Source organism: Nocardia sp. NPDC041819 (genome assembly GCF_055590505.1).
Map to the genome: position 1 here is coordinate 200,729 of NZ_JBVJAP010000008.1, position 16,471 is coordinate 217,199.

The window sequence follows — 16,471 nt, forward strand, 5'->3', positions numbered from 1 at the left end:
TGGCGAATTCGACACAACGCCGAATCTCGCCGGGGCAGAGCATATCTCGTGCGCCACGTCGGCGCGATCGCGTCTCGCATCAGCAGGCGCCGAAACACCTCCGCCCGCGTATCCCCGGGGGATACGCGGGTCGCCGCGTCCGGATACGGGACGGCCTGCCCCGATGCCGGCGGGTGTCATCGAGATATCGGTGCGGACCGGACTACTCCGTTGCCTCCAGGAATACCGGCAGCTCCGAATGACCGTTGGAGATGAAGCTGAGAACGGTGCCCAGCTCGGACGGGTCGGTCGCGAGGCGCATGTCGGGGAAGCGCCGGAAGATGGCAGGCAGGGCGATCTCGGCTTCCAGCCGGGCCAGCGGCGCGCCCAGGCAGTGATGGGCGCCGTAACCGAAGGCCAGATGCTCCTTGGTCGATCGCCGCAGGTCGAACTCGCCCGCGGTGGCGCCGTGCAGTTTCGGATCGCGGTTGGCCGCCACATAGGAGGCCAGGATCGCCTCACCCTTGGGAATACGGACACCGGCGATGTCGATGTCCTCGACGGCGTAGCGCAGCGGCAGGTGCGCCACCGGCGCCTCGAAGCGCAGCGACTCCTCCACCACGTCCGACCACGGAATCCGGCCCGCCAACACGTCGGCGCGCTGGTCCGCGTGGGTGAGCAACGCGAAGATGGCCTGGTCGAGCAGGTTCACCGTCGTCTCGTGCCCGGCGTTGATGACCAGCATCAGGGTGTCGACGAGTTCCTTCTCGGTCAGCCGTGAGCCGTCCTCCTCGTCCCGGCTGGCGATCAGCACGCTGGTGATGTCATCGCCGGGCGTCTCCCGCCGATAGGCCACGAGTTCGCTGATCAGCCGGTACATCTCGAGATAGTTGGCCTGGGCCTCCTCCGGCCCGAAGGAGGTGTCGAAGAATCCGTCGACACATTTCCGCACGCCGGGGCCCAAATGGTCGGGCACGCCCATCAGCTCGGTGATGACTTGGATCGGCACCGGATAGGCGTAGCCCTCGCGCAGGTCGACGGCCGCACCGCGTGGAGTCGCCGCCAGCCCGTCGAGCAGGTCGGCGGTGATCGCTTCGATGCGCGGTCGAAGCGCCACCGTGCGGCGGTGCGTGAACGCCGGTGCGACCAGCTTGCGCAGCCGCCGATGTTCGGTTCCGTAGGCGGTGAACATGTTGTCGACCGCCACCCACGGGTGCAGCGGCCACTCCTGGGTGATCTCGCCGTTCATGTACGCCGCCCAGTGCTGCCGGGGATCCTTCGACACGCGCGCGTCGGCCAACAGGGTCTTGAGCACGACGGCATCGGTGATCGACCACGCGGGCACCCCGCCGGGCAATTCCACCAGGGCCACCGGCCCACGCTCGCGCAGCCGCGCGGCCTCGCCTTGGATATCGGAACCGGTCAGATCCAAGACTATCGGCTCTTGCGACATCGGGACGCTTCTCCTTACACGATGTTCAAGGGAGGGGACTTCGGGAAGACGACCGGCAAAGCCGCCAACGCCCGGTGGAACGGGCCGGGCCGCCAGACCACTTGATCCGCGGGTACGGCCAACTGCATTTCGGGAAGCGCGTCGAGGAGCTGGTCGATGGCTTCTTGGACAACCACCGACGCCACCGACTTGGCGGGACAGGCGTGCGGTCCGACGGCCCACGCCAGGTGCGAACGGTTGCCGGTGCGGTCACCGCCGCGGATCGCCGGGTCGTTGTTGCAGGCGGCCAGGCTGACCATGACCGGCTGATTCGCGGGCAACCAGGTGTTGTCGATCAGGATGGGCTGGCGCGGATAGGTGATGCAGAAGTTCGCCATCGGCGGGTCGTTGAACAACACCTCGTCCAGCGCGTCGCGCGTCGACAGGCTGCCGCCGAGGACGTCGCCGCCGAAACGGTCGTCGGTGAGCATCAGCAGCAGCGTGTTGGTGATCAGGTTCTGCTGCGGCTCGATTCCGGCGCCGTAGAGGCTGATCAGGTTGGAGAGCATCTCCTCGTCGTTCAGATTGGCCGGGTGATGCGCCAGCCCGGACGTGACGTCGTCGCCCGGCTCCGCGCGGCGCTGGTGGATCAACTCCATCAAGGCCTCCGAGAGCATCTGCATCCCCTTGGCCGCCTCCACGGTGTCGAAGAGCATCGCCATGCCGGTGGCGACCCGCTGACCCAGTTCCGTCGAGCAGCCGACGATCCGGTTCAGCACTTCGAAGACGAGCGGGAACGCGTACTGGGTCACCAGATCAGCGGATCCCACCTCGATGAAGGTATTGATCAGCGGAATCGCGATGCGCTCGACCATCGAGTGCACCTCGTGCAGGTCGATGGCATCGATGCTCGTGGTGTAGGCGCCCCGGTAGCGGGCATGCGCGGCGCCGCTGTTGCGCAGGGCGTTCGGGTACCACTCCATCATCGGACGGATGGGCGAGTCCTCGGGGATGTTCTTCTGCCAGGCGCGGGGATCGGCGGGAAAGTGCTCGGGATCGTTGAGGATCCGCACGGCTTCCTGATAGCCGATCACCAGCGTGGCGGGCACACCGGGCGACAGCTCGATCGGGACCAGCGATCCGTGGCGCCTGCGCATCTCCCGGTAGGTCCCGTGCGGGTCGGCCGCGAAATCCTCCGCGTAGAGCGGGAATCTGGGACCGTCGGCGTCGATCGGCGATCCGTGCGCGACCGGGCAGGCGCCGGTGGCCAGGTGTGAGGGGTAGGTCGAGGACTGTGGCGTGGTCAAATGCGCGACTCCAAACGGTGGAACAAGAATTCGACAAGCGTGATCAGTGAACGCAGGCATGTGCCGCGATCACGCGCGTCCAGTAACGTCAGCGGGGTGCCGGGTTCCAGGTCGAGGGCATCGCGCACCTCTTCCAACGGGTAAGGCCGCGCGCCTTCGAACTGATTGACCGCCACGGAATAGGGAACGCCGCGTTCCTCGAGCACCGAGAGGACCTCGTCGGACTTCTCGATGCGGCGGGTGTCCACCAGCACGAGCGCGCCGAGGGCACCGCGGGCCAGCTCCTCCCACAAGGGGACGAAACGCTGCTGGCCCGGAGTGCCGAACAGGTAGAGCGCGAGTTTGGGACTGAGGGTGATGCGGCCGAAGTCCATCGCGACCGTGGTCTGCGATTTGCCGGGCAGTCCGGCCATGTCGTCCACGCCGACGCTGGCTTCGGTGATGGTCTCCTCGGTGCGCAGCGGCTTGATCTCCGAGACGCTGCTCACGAACGTGGTCTTGCCGACGCCGAAATTGCCGGCCACCAGCAGTTTCACCGAGCGGGTCACGGTCTCCGGCACGTAGTCGACGGCGCGATCAGACGGCGAGAGCACGGAGCCCATTGAGTACCTCCTCCAGCAGAGCGATCTCCGGCAGGGACTCGGCCGGGGTGGGAGTGACCAGGTGCCCGCCGTCCATGAGATCGGACGCGACGATCTTCACGACGGACGGCGGGAGGTCGAGATACGCCGCGATCTCGGCGATCGACAGCGCACCCCGACGGCTGCACAGGGCCATGACCCGGCGCGCATCGGGCGACGCGCCGGGGAGTGGATCTTTGGCGGTCAGGACCAAAGTAACCAGGTCCAGCTCGCGAGTGGGACGCGTACGCCCTCCGGTGCGCACATAGGCCCGGACCAGGTCCGGATCGCGCCGCGGCTTGCTCATGACGTCGCCTCGCTTTCGCTCGGCTCCGTGATGCGCAGCGGCGCAGTACCTTTGACTCGCTCGCTGCGCTCGATCATGGCATTTCGCTGCCGTCTACGCGCCTACGCGGCTGGCTGCCGAGCTCGCGTCCGACCCGGCCGGCCAACTCGTTCATCCGGTGGGCGACGAGGCCCACATCGATCTCGTTGGTGGTCGCGACGCCGAGTAACGCCCCCTCGCCCGCCGCGGTGATGAGGATCATCCCCTGGTCGTACTCGGTCATGTTCTGCCGGACGCCATTCGCGGAATCGCCACAGAACTCGCCGAGCGCCTTGCCGAGCGAGCGCAGGCCGGAGGCCGCCGCGGCGAAGCGCTCCGCCTCGTCGCGCGCGATCCCCGTGGAGTGCGCGATCCGCAGGCCGTCGTCGGACAGCAACACCGCGAACCGCACACCCGTGATGCTGAGATCTTCGAGTAGCCAGCCCAGTTTGTTGCTGCTGTCGGTCACGGGTGTGGCCATCAGGATGTCATCCCTTCCGTGTCATCAGATGCGGCGGCGCGGCCGCTCTTGGAGCCGGTATGCCAAGCTGCTGCGACCTCGGGGCGAGCGAGGCCCGGTTCGGTGCGCGGCCCGACCGGGGCGAGCGCGACCGTCCTGCGTCGTCGCTTGGGTAACCCGCCGCTGGTGATCTCACTCACCGTCAGCGAGTGCTCGTCCTCGCCGGGCTGCTCGCTCGGCGCGTCCTGCGCGGGAACCGTCACCGGCTCCGGTTTGGCCTCGGCCACGGGCGCGACCTCCTGGACGTTCTGCGGGGTGACCAGCAGCGACTCCGGGATGTAGACCATCGCGCGCATGCCGCCGTAGACGTTCGGGCCGTCGATGTAGACGGTGAAACCGTAGCGACGGGCCAGCGCGGCGATACCCGGGAAGCCGACCTTCGGCGACGGGCCGAGCTGGTGGATGTCGACGGGCCGCTCGTGCGCGAGCACCTGGCGGGCCTCCTCCATCTGCTCGGCGTTCATCCGCACGCCCGCGTCATCGATGATGACGGTGACGCCGTGATGGCCCTCCTGGAAGTTGACGTCCACGTAGGAAGTCGGCGGGGAGTACCGCAACGCGTTGTCCAGCAGGGTCGCCAGCGTGTGCACGAGCGGTTCCACCGCGCGGCTGATCACGACGCGATCGAGCTGGTTGGGCCGCACCCGCAGGTATTCGCGGACGCGGCCGATGGCGCCGCCGACCACGTCGGTCAGCGTCTGCGCGGGCCAGCGACGGCCGGGCAGACCACCGCAGACGATCACATAGGACTGCGCCTGACGGATCATCTGCTGCACGGTGTGGTCGATGCGGGTGAGGGTTTCGTACACCGCGTCGTCGCGATGCTCACGCAGCGCGGCGCTCACCACCTGGCTGACATCCGCGCCGAGGCTGACCACGGAGGTACCGAACGAGCGCACCGCGGCGCTGGTCGCCTGGCGCGACGCCGAGGCGACCTCGGTGCGCGCGGACTCCTCGGCGGCCTTGATCGCCTGCTGCGCCTCGTTGTTGGTCAGGTCCCTGGTCTCCGAGCGCATCAGGCTCAGATCGTCGGCGTACCGCTCGGAGATCCACCGCAGGATCTGCGCGAGCCGTGAATTCTCCATGCCCGCCTGGACTTCGACCGGGGGCACCTGCGACTCGAACCGGCGGATCGACTCGGCCACCGCGGGCAGCGTGGTGGCGGCGAACCGCTCGAGCGTGTCCTCCGTCGCGCGCTGTTCCCTGCTCACAGCCTCGAGCTTGGCCCGTTGAGCCCTGGCATACTGCACTGCGTACAACGCCCCCGCTACGGCGATCACCAAAGCGGCGGCGAGGATCCATGAAAGCACCACGGCGATATCTTGATTCATCAGTTCTTTCGTCGTTGACTGGTCTCGAGGAATCGGCCCACTGCCATCCTGCTTCGCTCGCCTTCCCTCGCCTGCCGACCATGAACGGACCGGTCGGTGGGGTCCGCGTCGGAGTACCGGAACCCCGCGACGGCACCGGCACTCACCGAGAGTGCCTACCGCACAGTGCCCGCAGGACAGGCGATTACACGTCAATCGCCGACCGCCCGGATCGTATCCGAACGGTAACCAGAACCCGACCAAACGCACATTAGCAGCATTCCAACGAAGTCTCTGCCGATCCCATCGACACTTTCCATTTTCCCGGAGCTGGGACGATACGTGCCGGGGATCGCGACATAGCTGCGCAATAATGTTGGGCTGCGGTGCAACCCGCGGACGTTCGCCCCGCGTACGGGCCCGCACCCGGGATGAGCACCGGAAACGGCACCGGCGGCGCAGCGGCCGCAGCGGCCGGGTGCCGGAACTCAGCAGGCGGAATGGGTGTTCACCGGCCTGTCCACAAACGTATTGGCGGGTGTTCGAATTCGACCGGGTGGGCCACCGGCCGGATACCATGCGCCCATGGCAAAGCTGAAGGTCTCGGTCGACGTCCCGATCTCGCCCGAGGAGGCCTGGACGCACACCTCCAACCTCGCCGAACTCGACAAATGGCTGACCATGCACGAAGCATGGCGCGGTGCGGTTCCCGCCGAGTTGACCGTCGGCACCCGGCTGGTCGGCATCGCCTCGGTGAAGGGCCTGCGCAACCGGGTCACCTGGACGGTGCGCGCCGCCGAGCCCCCGCGCCGCCTGCAACTGACCGGCGCGGGCAAGGGCGGCACCAAACTGGGCCTGCAGCTGCTCGTCGCGCCGAAAGGCTCAGGTTCGGAGGTCACCGTCGACATCGAACTCGGCGGCGCGCCGCTGTTCGGTCCGATCGGATCCGGTGTGGCCCGCGCGGTCAAGGGCGATATCGAGCGCTCCCTGGACCGCTTCATCGCGCTCTACGGCTGAGCCGGAGCGTCATCCGCCGAGGGCGTCGAAGATCTCCTCGGCCCGGTCGCGGGTGCGATACATGTTCCACGCGGTCTCGGCCAAGTCGTCCGGATCGAGGGTGTGGCCTTCCACGCTGCCGAAGCGCGCGGGGTCGGCGGTGACCATGGCGTGGATGTCCCCGCGCTCCACGAGACCGCCGATGGTGAGGGTGCCCGCGTAGAGGTTGCGCCCGGCCAGGGCCGCGTTGAGGGTGAGCGCGTAGTTGCGCAGCGCGGCGGTCGCGAGGGCGAGGTGACCGAGCATGGGCATGGGGCGAACGCTGGAAAGGCCACCGGCGAAGAGCAACGCACCGTCTCCGCGGTCGAGCATGCCGGGCAGCACGTCGCTCACCACGTCCACCGCAGGCCATACCCACTCGAAGGCCGATCGCGCCGTCTCGGCGTCGATATCGGTGATCGGCACCGGCTGCTGCGTCGGCCCCGGCCCGTAATAGACCATTCCGATCGGGCCGTCGCGGCGGATGTCGTCGAGTACCGCGCCGAGCCGCGGGCGATCGGTGACGTCCGCGACGTGGGCGGTGGCGTCGATACCGCGCGCCGCCAGGTCGGCCAGATATGCCGCGTGCCTCGCATCGCTGCGCGAGACCAGCGCGACGCGAAATCCCTCCCGGCCGAAACGGCGGGCCATCGACATCCCGAGGCCGGGCCCGACGCCGACGATCACTGCGGTTGCTTGCTCGGCCATAACGCTCTCCTTGAATCTGAGGGCCCCCTCGATTTATCACCGTAGCATGAAATCGAGGCTTCCCTCAGTTTTGTAGAATGGCCGCGTGACCAGACCGCTGCGCCGGGACGCTGCCCGCAATCGCGAGAAATTGCTGCGGCACGCGGCCGATGTGTTCACCGAGCAGGGCCTCGAGGGCTCTCTGGAGGAGATCGCGCGGCGGGCGGGCGTCAGCATCGGAACGCTCTACAACCATTTCCCGACCCGCGACACGTTGATCGACGCCCTCCTGCCGCCACGCCTGGCGGCCGTGGACGAGATCGCCGCCCGCGCCGCGGCCGAGCCGGACGCGTGGACGGCGTTCACCGTATTCGTGGAAGACCTGCTCATCCGGCTGACCGCCGATCGCGGGTTGCTCGAGGCGTTCACCGGGGATCATCCGGCGGCGGCTCGGCTGGCGGAAGCCTGCCACCGCGGAATGTCGCAGCTGTCCGCCGTTCTCGCGCGCGTCCGGGAAGACGGTGCGCTGCGCTCCGACGCGACGGACGAGGACGTCGTCAACTTGGTGTGGGCGCTGTCGCTGCTCGGGGAGACCACCGGCTCGCCGTCGTGGCGGCGTGCCGCGGAGATCGTGTTCGACGGCCTTCGAAGCCGTCGGTGACCGGAACGCGCACAGGTGCCGCACGCAGCGGCAGCGGACAGGATTCGCCTCGCCTATCGGGTGACGGGGCGCGGTCGTCCGGATCGTCCTCGACCGGACCCGACCGGCTGCCACAAACGCGTCCCGGCGCGGATGCACGGGGCGATCGGGCGACAACTGGCCGGCATTGTCCCGAGATCGCCTGAAGGACAGGCGATCTCGGGACGCGTACACCTAGGCGTGTACCACCGTGGCTGCGTCGACCGCCTCCGGGTTCTTCGGCTTCGTGCGTGGCAGGAAGGATGCCGGGATCAAGGTGAGCACGATCAGCACCAGCGCCACCACATAGGTGTGGCTGAACGCTTCCGCGGCCTGCTGTAGACCGGTGTCGACGGCCCCTGGCGGAAGCTGGCTCGCCAGGCCGGGATCGAAGTTCGACGCGATCGCCGGACGCGCGAGCGGCTGGTTGTTCAGCAGGTTGGTCAGCACCACCGACATCGTCGCCGTGCCGATCGAACCGGCGGTCTGGTTGACGATGTTCATCAGCGTCGATCCGCGAGCCACCTGCTGGTGGGTCAGGGTCTGGATCGCCGCGGTCATGATCGGCATCATGGTGCAGCCCATGCCGAGGCCCATCACGACCAGGGCGCCGATCATGGGGAGGTACGAGCTGTCGGCGTCGAGCTGGATGAAATACGCCGTTCCGATCGAGATCAGCGCGATACCGACGAGCACGATCTTGCCCGGGCCGATCTTGTCCACGAAACGGCCCGCGATCGGCATGCTGAGCATCGCGCCGATGCCCTGCGGCGCGATCAGCAGACCGGCTTGCAGCGCCGACTCGCCGCGCACCTGTTGCAGATAGGTCGGCAGCAGCAGGCCCGCTCCGAAGAACGCGATGGCGAACAGCACCATCGTGAGCACCGCGAAGGTCAGCGACCGGTTGCCGAACAGGTGCAGATCGATCAGCGGGTGCTCGGTGCGCAACGCGTGGAACACGAACGCGGCCATCAGCAGCGCGCCCACGGCGGCCGGAATCAGCACCTTCGCCGCCAGCACGGTCCCTTCCCCGGGGATCGAGGAGACGCCGAACAGGAACAGCGCGAGGCCGGGCGAGGCCAGCAGCATGCCGATGAAGTCGAACGACTCCGACGGCTCCGGCTTGTCGCCGGGCAGCAAGATGATCGCGAGCGCCAAGGCGACCACGCCGATCGGCAGGTTGATCAAGAAGATCCAGTGCCAGCTGAAGTTCTCGATCAGCCAGCCGCCCAGGATCGGGCCGCCGATCGGGCCGAGCAGCATCGGCACGCCGAGCACCGCCATCACCCTGCCGACCCGCTGCGGGCCGGCGGCATGGGTCATGATCGTCATGCCCAGCGGCATCAGCATGCCGCCGCCCAAGCCCTGGATCACGCGGAAGGCGATCAGCGATTCGATGTTCCACGCCGTGCTGCACAGCAGTGAGCCGAGCACGAAGAAGGTGAGAGCCATGATGTACAGCCGCTTGGTGCCGAAGCGGTCGGCCGCCCACCCGGTCAGCGGGATCACGGTGGCCAGCGCGAGCGTGTAGCCGGTCATCGTCCACGCCGCGATGGCGTAACTCGTGTCGAACTCGCGCTGGAAGGTCGGGATCGCGACGCTGACGACGGTGATGTCGAGAATCGACATGATCGCGCCGAGCACGACCACGCCCGCGACCTTGAAGACGGCCGCGTCCAGTTTGTCGGCCGACGGGTCGGGCCCAGCCGCCTGGGTATCCGGAGGTTGTGTCACCGCTTAAGCGTGGCACCTTCTCGGCCGCAACACCAGTCATCGCCCGTTCCTGATGTCGGGAATTCATCGAGCACGGACAAGGCGGCCCGGGTCGCTCCCTCGCTCGCGGGCAGCAACGGCAGCCGTACCGCGGCGCTCGGTATGCGGCCCTGCGCCGCGAGCACGGCTTTGATCACCGCGGGATTGGGTTCGGCGAACAGCGCCGCCGACAGTACCGCCAGCCGGTGACCGAGCGACCGCGCCAACTCGACCGGACCGGTGCGCCACGCGGCGACCAGGGCCGCGAACGACGAGGTGTGCACGGCGGCCGAGGCCGCGATCGCACCGGAGGCGCCGAGAGCCAGCAGCGGCGCGGCGAACAGATCGTCGCCCGCCAGCACGGCGAAGTCGTCGGGTCGCGCGCTCATCAGCGCGATGGTTGCCTCATCGATGGCGCCGACGGCATGCTTCAGGCCGATGACCTCGGGAATATCCGCGAGCGCGAGCAAGGTGTCGGCGCCGAGGGAAAGCCCGGTCCGATACGGGATGTGATAGACGACCAGCGGCACCGGGGACGCCGCGGCGAGCTCCCGGAAGTGCGCGAGCACGCCCGCCTCGGACGGTCGCGTGTAGTACGGGACCACGGTGAGCGCCGCGGTGCTGCCCGGATCGAGACCGGCGAGTGCCTCGACGGAAGCCGCCGTCGAGTTCGATCCCACGCCGACCAGCAACGGCGCGTCGCGTTCCCGGCAGACGCCTGCGCACACGTCGACCACTCGCGCCCGCTCCCGCGCCGTCAGCGTCGCGGGCTCCCCGGTGGTGCCGAGCGCGACGATGCCGGCCGCTCCGTCGTCGAGCACCTCGTGCGCGAGCCGCTCCAGCGCGCCTGCGGCGAGCCCGCCGTCGGCCGTGAACGGCGTGACCAAGGGGACGAGAAGACCTGCGAGTGTCATGACGACCAGCCTGACCGCGCCGAACCATCAGATCCAGTTCACGTTTCTGTCGCAGACCATAAGCTCGACTTATGCTCGATGTCCGGAAACTGCGTCTGCTGCGGGAACTGTCGCGTCGCGAGACCATCGCCGCGGTCGCGGAAGCCCTCGCCTACACACCGTCGGCGGTCTCGCAGCAGCTCGCCGCCCTGGAACGGGAGGCGGGCGTGGCGCTGCTGACGCGAACCGGCCGGCGGGTGACGCTGACCCCGGCGGCCGTGGCCCTGGTCCAGCACACCGAGCGGATTCTCGCGGTGCTCGAACAGGCCGGCGCCGAGCTGGCCACGACCCGCGCCGAGCTCACCGGAACGCTGCGCATCGGAGCGTTCCCCACCGCGGTGCGGACCATCCTCTCCCCCGCACTCGTCGCGCTGAGCAGTGCGCACCCCCGGCTGGAACTGCGTGTGACCGAACTGGATCCGGCGCTGGCGCCCGACGCGCTGCGCGCCGAGACCCTCGATGTCGCGCTGATCCAGGAGTACGACTACGTGCCGGTCCCCGCCGATCCCGCATTGCACAGCGAGCCGCTGCTCGAGGAGATCGTCTATCTCGCGGCGCGATCGGCCGAACCACTCGCCGCGCACCGCGAAAATGCCTGGATCGCGAGCACACCCGGCACCCTGTGCCACACGATGACCGTGCGCGCGTGCGAGGCGGCGGGCTTCACGCCCCGGATCCGGCATCACGCCGACGACTTCGGCACGGTCCTCGCGCTCGTCGCCGCCGGTCAAGGAGTCGCCCTCGTTCCGGAATTCGGCACGCGGGATTGCCCGCCGGGCGTCACGCTCGGCGCGCTGCCGACGCGACGGCGAACCCGCCTCGCCTATCGGCGCGGCGCGGGCAACCATCCCGCCGTGCGCGCCGCCCGAGTCGCACTTCGGGAATCGGCCGAACGTTCCCCTGGCCGCTGAACCGCTCAGCGCAGCCGATACCGGCTGGTGGGTACGACATCCAGGTTGCGGTCGCCGCCGAAGGTCGCGACGCTGGTCATCAGCCGCTCGATGCGGCGTGCCAGCTCCGCCGCGTCGCCGCCGCTGCCGTAGAACGCGTGCGGATCGGTGAGCGCCTCGATCGGGAACAGCTCCTCCACGATTCCGGCGATGTCCGGCGCACCGGCCGTGGCGGGACCGGTCACGACGTTCTGGACGTAGCCGAATGTCGCCTGGGTCTCGATCGCGACAGCGGTGTGGTGGTTGCGCCAGCGGTCCAGCCAGTCGGCTTGCGACAGGTCATCCGGTTTGCGTAGGAAGGCGATGTTCGACAGGCCCGGCGCCCGCTCGCCCACGCCGGTGACCGGCGGCGGAATCGGAGTCGCCTCCTCGACGTGCCAGCCCGCCACCCGCTCGGCCACGGCGCTCAGCGCTCGCTGCGCCGCGTCCGGGCGCGGCGTCCCGTCCCACCAGACGCTGACGACGGCATGCACCGGCGCGTCGAAGGTCGTGATGCGCAACATCGCCGCCTCGACCGCCGCGTCCGCGATGTTCGCCTGCACCGCCGCGGCCCCCGCCAGTCGCGGCGCCGGATCCGCCGCGAGCAGGTCGCGCACGCCCCACAGCGCGTAGATCGTCTTCATCGCGGACCACTTTCTAGAACACGTTTCACTCGGGATCCGAGCCTAGTCCATGGCGCGGTTGGCCGGGGCGGCTCGGGGTATCCGACCGTCAGTCTTCCGAAGGGGTGATCCGTGCGGACCATATCGACCGACATCCCGGCCAGGCTGGATCGTCTGCCTTGGTCGCGGTGGCACTGGATGATCGTGATCGGGCTCGGCTCCGTCTGGATCCTCGACGGGCTCGAAGTGACCGTCGTCGGCAGCGTGGCCGCCCGGCTGTCGGAACCGGGCAGTGGCCTGAACATCACGGCGGCACAGGTTTCCGGTCTCGCCGCGGCCATGTACGTCGCGGGCGCGGGCTCCGGCGCGCTCTTCTTCGGTTGGCTGACCGACAGATTCGGCCGGAAGAAGCTCTTCTTGGTCACCCTGGCGGTGTACCTGTTCGCGACCGCGATGACGGCGCTGTCGTTCTCGATGTGGTGGTTCGTCTTCTTCCGGTTCCTCACCGGATTCGGCATCGGCGGCGAATACGCGGCCATCAATTCCGCCATCGACGAGCTGATTCCGAAGCAGTACCGCGGGCGCATCGACATCGTCATCAACGGCACCTACTGGCTCGGCGCCGTCGGCGGGGCGCTGCTGTCCATAATCGCGCTCGACACCGACCTCTTCGCCCCGGATGTCGGCTGGCGCTTGACCTTCGCGCTCGGTGCCGTGTTCGGACTGGTCATCCTGCTGGTGCGCAGGCATGTCCCGGAGAGTCCGCGCTGGCAGTTCATCCACGGTCACGAAGACGACGCGGAGCGCACCGTCACCGCGATCGAGGAGCGCATCCGAGCCGACGCGGGCGCCGCGCTGACGGACGTCTCCGATCAGCGAATCCGGATCCGCCAGCGGCGGACCATCTCCTTCCGCGAGATCGCCGAGGTGATCGTGCGGCGCTATCCACGGCGCGGCGTGCTCGGTTTGTCGCTGTTCATCGGGCAGGCATTCCTCTATAACGCCATCACGTTCAACTACGCGCTCATCTTGTCCAAATCCTTCGATATCCCCGACGACCGGGTCGGCTACTACTTCGCGGTCCTCTGCTTCGGCAACTTCCTCGGCCCGCTGCTGCTTGGCAAGCTGTTCGACACGGTCGGGCGCAAGCCGATGATCGCGGGCAGCTATCTCGGTTCGGCCGTGCTGTTGCTCGGCACCGCATGGCTTTTCGCGGGCGGGCAGCTGACCGCGACGACCCTCACCGCCTGCTGGACCGCCGTGCTGTTCGTCGCGTCGTGCGGCGCCAGCGCCGCCTACCTGACGGTCAGCGAGATCTTCCCGATGGAGACCCGCGCCATGGCCATCGCCTTCTTCTACGCGATCGGAACCGTCGCGGGCGGCGTCGCGGGGCCGTTGGTGTTCGCCGAACTGACCGCGGATGGCGAGCCCGGGAAGACCGCCTTGGCGTTCGCCATCGGCGCGCTCGCCATGTTCGCGGCCGGGTTGGTCGAACTGGCCTACGGCGTGCGGGCCGAGGGCCGTTCGCTGGAGGAGTTGGCCGAGCCACTCAGCGCGACTTCGGAGCCGAACCGTGTCGAGGCCGGTCAGCCGCCGCCGAGCGGGTAGGGACGGCACCGCGCGGTGTCGTCGGCGGTGGCCCGGCCACAGCCGTAGGTCATCACGGGCTCGGCGGTGCTCGACGGATCCCAGATCTGCTCCACACTGAGCATGCCGACCCACTTGTCGTGCGCCACCCGCCCCGCGTGGGCGCCCTGGCTGACCGAGAAGTCCAGCACGCCGCTGCTGGATTCGATGGCCGGTTGCCGCGGTAGGTCGCGCAGCGCGGCCCATACCGCGGCCGCGCTGATCGGGATCGGCTCGGTCCACACGCCCGAGACGGCCGGGGCCAGCGACTGCACGGCGCGCACGAACAATCCGACCGCGTCGTAGGTCAGCGCGACCCGCTCCCCCAGCGGATGCAACTGGACGCGCTCGCCGAGCGGTCTGTCGGCTTCGGCGCACGCGTTCCAGCTCGGGATGTCCGGATCCACGGTGGTGGCGAGATGGTAGAACTCGACCCGGCTGCGTCGGCCCTGGCCTCGGTTCCGGCAGGTCACCAGGCTCGCTTTGGCCACGTAGACCAGCGGGCGCGCGCTGTTGGCCGCCCTGCGCCGGTCCGCGCTGGCCATGAACCGGTTGACCGAATCGTCCGCGATCAACAGCACCCGCTGGTCGCCACATGCTCGGTTGAGGCTCTGCAGGAAGTCGGGGAATTCCGAATCCCGGCCCGCGAAGAACAGCACCTCGTCACACGCGTCGGTGTTGTCCGCCCCGGTGAATGCCTCGCGCACGTCCCAGGAGCCATCCCAGATCGTTCGCCCGCCCCTGGCGAGGATGTGCAGGTCGGCGGCCATGTTCGTGGTGTAGAGATCGGTCGGGTCGGGCCGGTGGAAGATCCGTACGCCGCGCCCGGCCGCCCCGGGAAGCGAATTCAGGTACTGCTCGATCATGTCGGCGATCGCATGGTTGGGCGGGGCGATCTGGAAGTACAGCGGCGAGGACAGCACCATCTCGTCGGCCGACAGACTGGGCGCCACCATCGGAATGCCGAGGCCGGTGAGCGAATTGATCATGCTCAGCGTCGCCGTCCGGCTCTGATCGAGTCCGATCGCCCCGACGATGCCCGGCTCGGCGCGGATCAGCGGTCTCAGCAGATCGACGACCTGCGGACCCTGCAGGTTGGCCGGACCGGTGTTCGCCAGCAGCAGCCGGATCAGCGGGACGGTGTCGGGCGTGAGGGCGTCGGACGAGGCGACCGATTCCAGCGCGCCGTACTGCGCCAGCGCCAAGCCCTCGATGTCCTCGCTCTGCGCCGGGTAGTCGCCCGGAACACCGGCGAGCTGGCCGAAGTACACCAGGGTGAACAGCGGACGCGCCGGCTGCTCCCCGGCCAGCTGCTCGGCCAGCAGATTCTGCTTGTACACCCGCCGCTGCACCTCGACCAGGCGGCGGCTGCCGGGCTCGTCGCTCGCGAACAGGAAGCCCCGTCCGCCCGCCGCGGGATCATCCGGATCGTAGGCGCTGAAACCGACGCAACTGCCGTCCGTACCGGGAACGACGCGCACCCACCGGTCGGCCGCGACGGGCGCGCACGCGGGCGCGCTCGCACGCCACGGGCGCCATGTCGCGAATCCGGCCGCCGCCACCGCCAGCACCACCACCAGGAACATCGCGGTCGCCGACACCGCCCGCCGCGCCCACCACGGCGGATCGGGGGGCTGGATGCGCCGGAACGGGTCGGGCTCGTCGTCGTTCGGGCCGGTCGCGGGCACCTCGAACCACAGCTGCCAGGCCCGGGGGCGCTGCCGCTGCCGCTCGACGGGCAACTCCTCCACCCAGATCTCGTACAGCCGCCGCACCCGGTGCACCGGGCGCGCGGTGACGCCCGGTGGTGGCGTCCGGGTGCCCGCCACCACCAGCAGCGGATCGTCCTTGCCGGTCTCGTTGCGCACGTCGTTGATCAGGTCGAGCAGCCGGGGACCGGCTTCGCCGTCGAGCGCGCGCAGGATCGCGACCGGATAGGTGGTGCGCCGTGCCGCGCCGAGACTCCACCAGCGCCTGCGGTAGGCGATGCGCAGGTCTTCGAGGAAGGCGTGCACCAACAGCTTGGCCAGATGCTCGGCGTGTTCGTGGCGCCTGGCGCCCTCGGTGAGACGGTGCGCGAATCCGACGAACTGGCTGGACTGTTCCGGGGCCAGGTATTGCTGGCGCATGAACCACCGGAACTCCCGTCCCACACCGGGGATCCTGCCGCCGGTGCGCGCCCGGAACACGGCCGGGGGCAGCACGATGCGCAACAGCCCCAGCACGATTCGCTGCACCGGGCCCACCGTGGCCTCGGCTTCACCGAGCAATTCCTCGCCCCACCGGCCGAAGTCCCTGCGCAACAATGTCGCCAGCTCGTCCAGTTCGTTGTCGGAACTCAGCTTGCGAGCCATCAACCACTCGGCCAACCGATAGCGCCGGAACGGCAACGGGCGCAAGCGCCCGAAGCGGTCCGCCGACAAACCCTTGCAGAGGTTGTAGAGCAGTCGGCGCAGTGCGGTCAGCCCCGGCGTGGTGTCCTCGACCAAGGAGCTGCCGTCGGGCAAGGGGTCGAGAGCGTCGACGTTCGCGGTCACGTGCACCGCGCCGCCGAGCGCCGCGTCGAACATGTCCAGGCATGCTTCGACATTGGTGAGATCGCCGCACAGACCCACCGTCGGCAGCATCCGCTCGCCGCGCGGCGGCCGCCGTACCAACGAACGCAGCAGATCTTCGAGCACATCGACTCCCCGA

At 68.8% G+C, this 16,471-nt stretch carries 15 protein-coding genes; 4 read left to right on the plus strand and 11 right to left on the minus strand.

The window, feature by feature from the left end; genetic code table 11:
- Positions 1-202: 202 nt before the first annotated feature.
- From ACZ6DL_RS23300 to ACZ6DL_RS23325, 6 genes are all read right to left on the minus strand, one after another.
- Positions 203-1,432, minus strand: a complete 1,230-nt coding sequence (locus ACZ6DL_RS23300; RefSeq protein WP_466054111.1) for a cytochrome P450 family protein — start codon at positions 1,430-1,432, stop codon at positions 203-205.
- A 14-nt stretch (positions 1,433-1,446) separates the two neighbouring features.
- The gene (locus ACZ6DL_RS23305) at positions 1,447-2,718 is read right to left on the minus strand and encodes a cytochrome P450 (protein ID WP_466054113.1); all 1,272 of its coding nucleotides are present in this window, start codon (positions 2,716-2,718) and stop codon (positions 1,447-1,449) included.
- Positions 2,715-3,320 carry a GTP-binding protein gene (locus ACZ6DL_RS23310; protein ID WP_040866287.1) on the minus strand — a complete coding sequence of 202 codons (606 nt, stop codon included), beginning with the start codon at positions 3,318-3,320 and terminating at the stop codon, positions 2,715-2,717. Before ACZ6DL_RS23310 ends, ACZ6DL_RS23305 begins: the two co-directional genes overlap by 4 nt.
- Positions 3,295-3,645 carry a DUF742 domain-containing protein gene (locus ACZ6DL_RS23315; protein ID WP_039805398.1) on the minus strand — a complete coding sequence of 117 codons (351 nt, stop codon included), beginning with the start codon at positions 3,643-3,645 and terminating at the stop codon, positions 3,295-3,297. The genes ACZ6DL_RS23310 and ACZ6DL_RS23315 overlap by 26 nt, the downstream gene beginning before the upstream one ends.
- 73 nt (positions 3,646-3,718) lie before the next feature.
- Positions 3,719-4,144 carry a roadblock/LC7 domain-containing protein gene (locus ACZ6DL_RS23320; RefSeq protein ID WP_357039496.1) on the minus strand — a complete coding sequence of 142 codons (426 nt, stop codon included), beginning with the start codon at positions 4,142-4,144 and terminating at the stop codon, positions 3,719-3,721.
- Positions 4,144-5,514 carry an ATP-binding protein gene (locus tag ACZ6DL_RS23325; RefSeq protein ID WP_357039499.1) on the minus strand — a complete coding sequence of 457 codons (1,371 nt, stop codon included), beginning with the start codon at positions 5,512-5,514 and terminating at the stop codon, positions 4,144-4,146. The genes ACZ6DL_RS23320 and ACZ6DL_RS23325 overlap by 1 nt, the downstream gene beginning before the upstream one ends.
- A 564-nt stretch (positions 5,515-6,078) precedes the next feature.
- Here ACZ6DL_RS23325 and ACZ6DL_RS23330 point away from each other — a divergent pair.
- The gene (locus tag ACZ6DL_RS23330; RefSeq protein ID WP_466054116.1) at positions 6,079-6,510 is read left to right on the plus strand and encodes a type II toxin-antitoxin system Rv0910 family toxin; all 432 of its coding nucleotides are present in this window, start codon (positions 6,079-6,081) and stop codon (positions 6,508-6,510) included.
- Positions 6,511-6,519: 9 nt separating this feature from the next.
- Here ACZ6DL_RS23330 and ACZ6DL_RS23335 read toward each other — a convergent pair whose 3' ends face one another.
- Positions 6,520-7,236 (minus strand): SDR family NAD(P)-dependent oxidoreductase, encoded by a 717-nt coding sequence (locus ACZ6DL_RS23335; protein WP_466054118.1) that lies wholly within the window; start codon positions 7,234-7,236, stop codon positions 6,520-6,522.
- An 85-nt stretch (positions 7,237-7,321) separates the two neighbouring features.
- Between ACZ6DL_RS23335 and ACZ6DL_RS23340 the strand changes: the two genes are divergently transcribed.
- Positions 7,322-7,876, plus strand: a complete 555-nt coding sequence (locus ACZ6DL_RS23340) for a TetR/AcrR family transcriptional regulator (RefSeq protein ID WP_466054120.1) — start codon at positions 7,322-7,324, stop codon at positions 7,874-7,876.
- A 213-nt stretch (positions 7,877-8,089) separates the two neighbouring features.
- On the opposite strand, the gene ACZ6DL_RS23345 is transcribed toward ACZ6DL_RS23340, so the two are convergent.
- On the minus strand, positions 8,090-9,628 hold the full coding sequence (locus tag ACZ6DL_RS23345; RefSeq protein WP_466054121.1) for a DHA2 family efflux MFS transporter permease subunit: 1,539 nt from the start codon (positions 9,626-9,628) through the stop codon (positions 8,090-8,092).
- Positions 9,625-10,560 carry a 4-hydroxy-tetrahydrodipicolinate synthase gene (gene dapA / locus ACZ6DL_RS23350; RefSeq protein WP_466054123.1) on the minus strand — a complete coding sequence of 312 codons (936 nt, stop codon included), beginning with the start codon at positions 10,558-10,560 and terminating at the stop codon, positions 9,625-9,627. Before dapA ends, ACZ6DL_RS23345 begins: the two co-directional genes overlap by 4 nt.
- 71 nt (positions 10,561-10,631) lie before the next feature.
- On the opposite strand from dapA, the gene ACZ6DL_RS23355 reads away from it, so the two are divergent.
- Positions 10,632-11,510: a LysR family transcriptional regulator gene (locus tag ACZ6DL_RS23355; protein ID WP_466054125.1), complete on the plus strand. Its 879-nt coding sequence runs from the start codon at positions 10,632-10,634 to the stop codon at positions 11,508-11,510.
- 5 nt (positions 11,511-11,515) lie between these two features.
- On the opposite strand, the gene ACZ6DL_RS23360 is transcribed toward ACZ6DL_RS23355, so the two are convergent.
- The gene (locus tag ACZ6DL_RS23360; protein WP_466054127.1) at positions 11,516-12,172 is read right to left on the minus strand and encodes a hypothetical protein; all 657 of its coding nucleotides are present in this window, start codon (positions 12,170-12,172) and stop codon (positions 11,516-11,518) included.
- A gap of 111 nt (positions 12,173-12,283) precedes the next feature.
- On the opposite strand from ACZ6DL_RS23360, the gene ACZ6DL_RS23365 reads away from it, so the two are divergent.
- Complete coding sequence (locus ACZ6DL_RS23365) at positions 12,284-13,759, plus strand: MFS transporter (RefSeq protein WP_466054129.1); 1,476 nt, start codon at positions 12,284-12,286, stop codon at positions 13,757-13,759.
- On the opposite strand, the gene ACZ6DL_RS23370 is transcribed toward ACZ6DL_RS23365, so the two are convergent.
- Positions 13,738-16,458: a hypothetical protein gene (locus ACZ6DL_RS23370; RefSeq protein WP_466054131.1), complete on the minus strand. Its 2,721-nt coding sequence runs from the start codon at positions 16,456-16,458 to the stop codon at positions 13,738-13,740. The genes ACZ6DL_RS23365 and ACZ6DL_RS23370 overlap by 22 nt on opposite strands.
- Between the last annotated feature and the right edge of the window lie 13 nt (positions 16,459-16,471).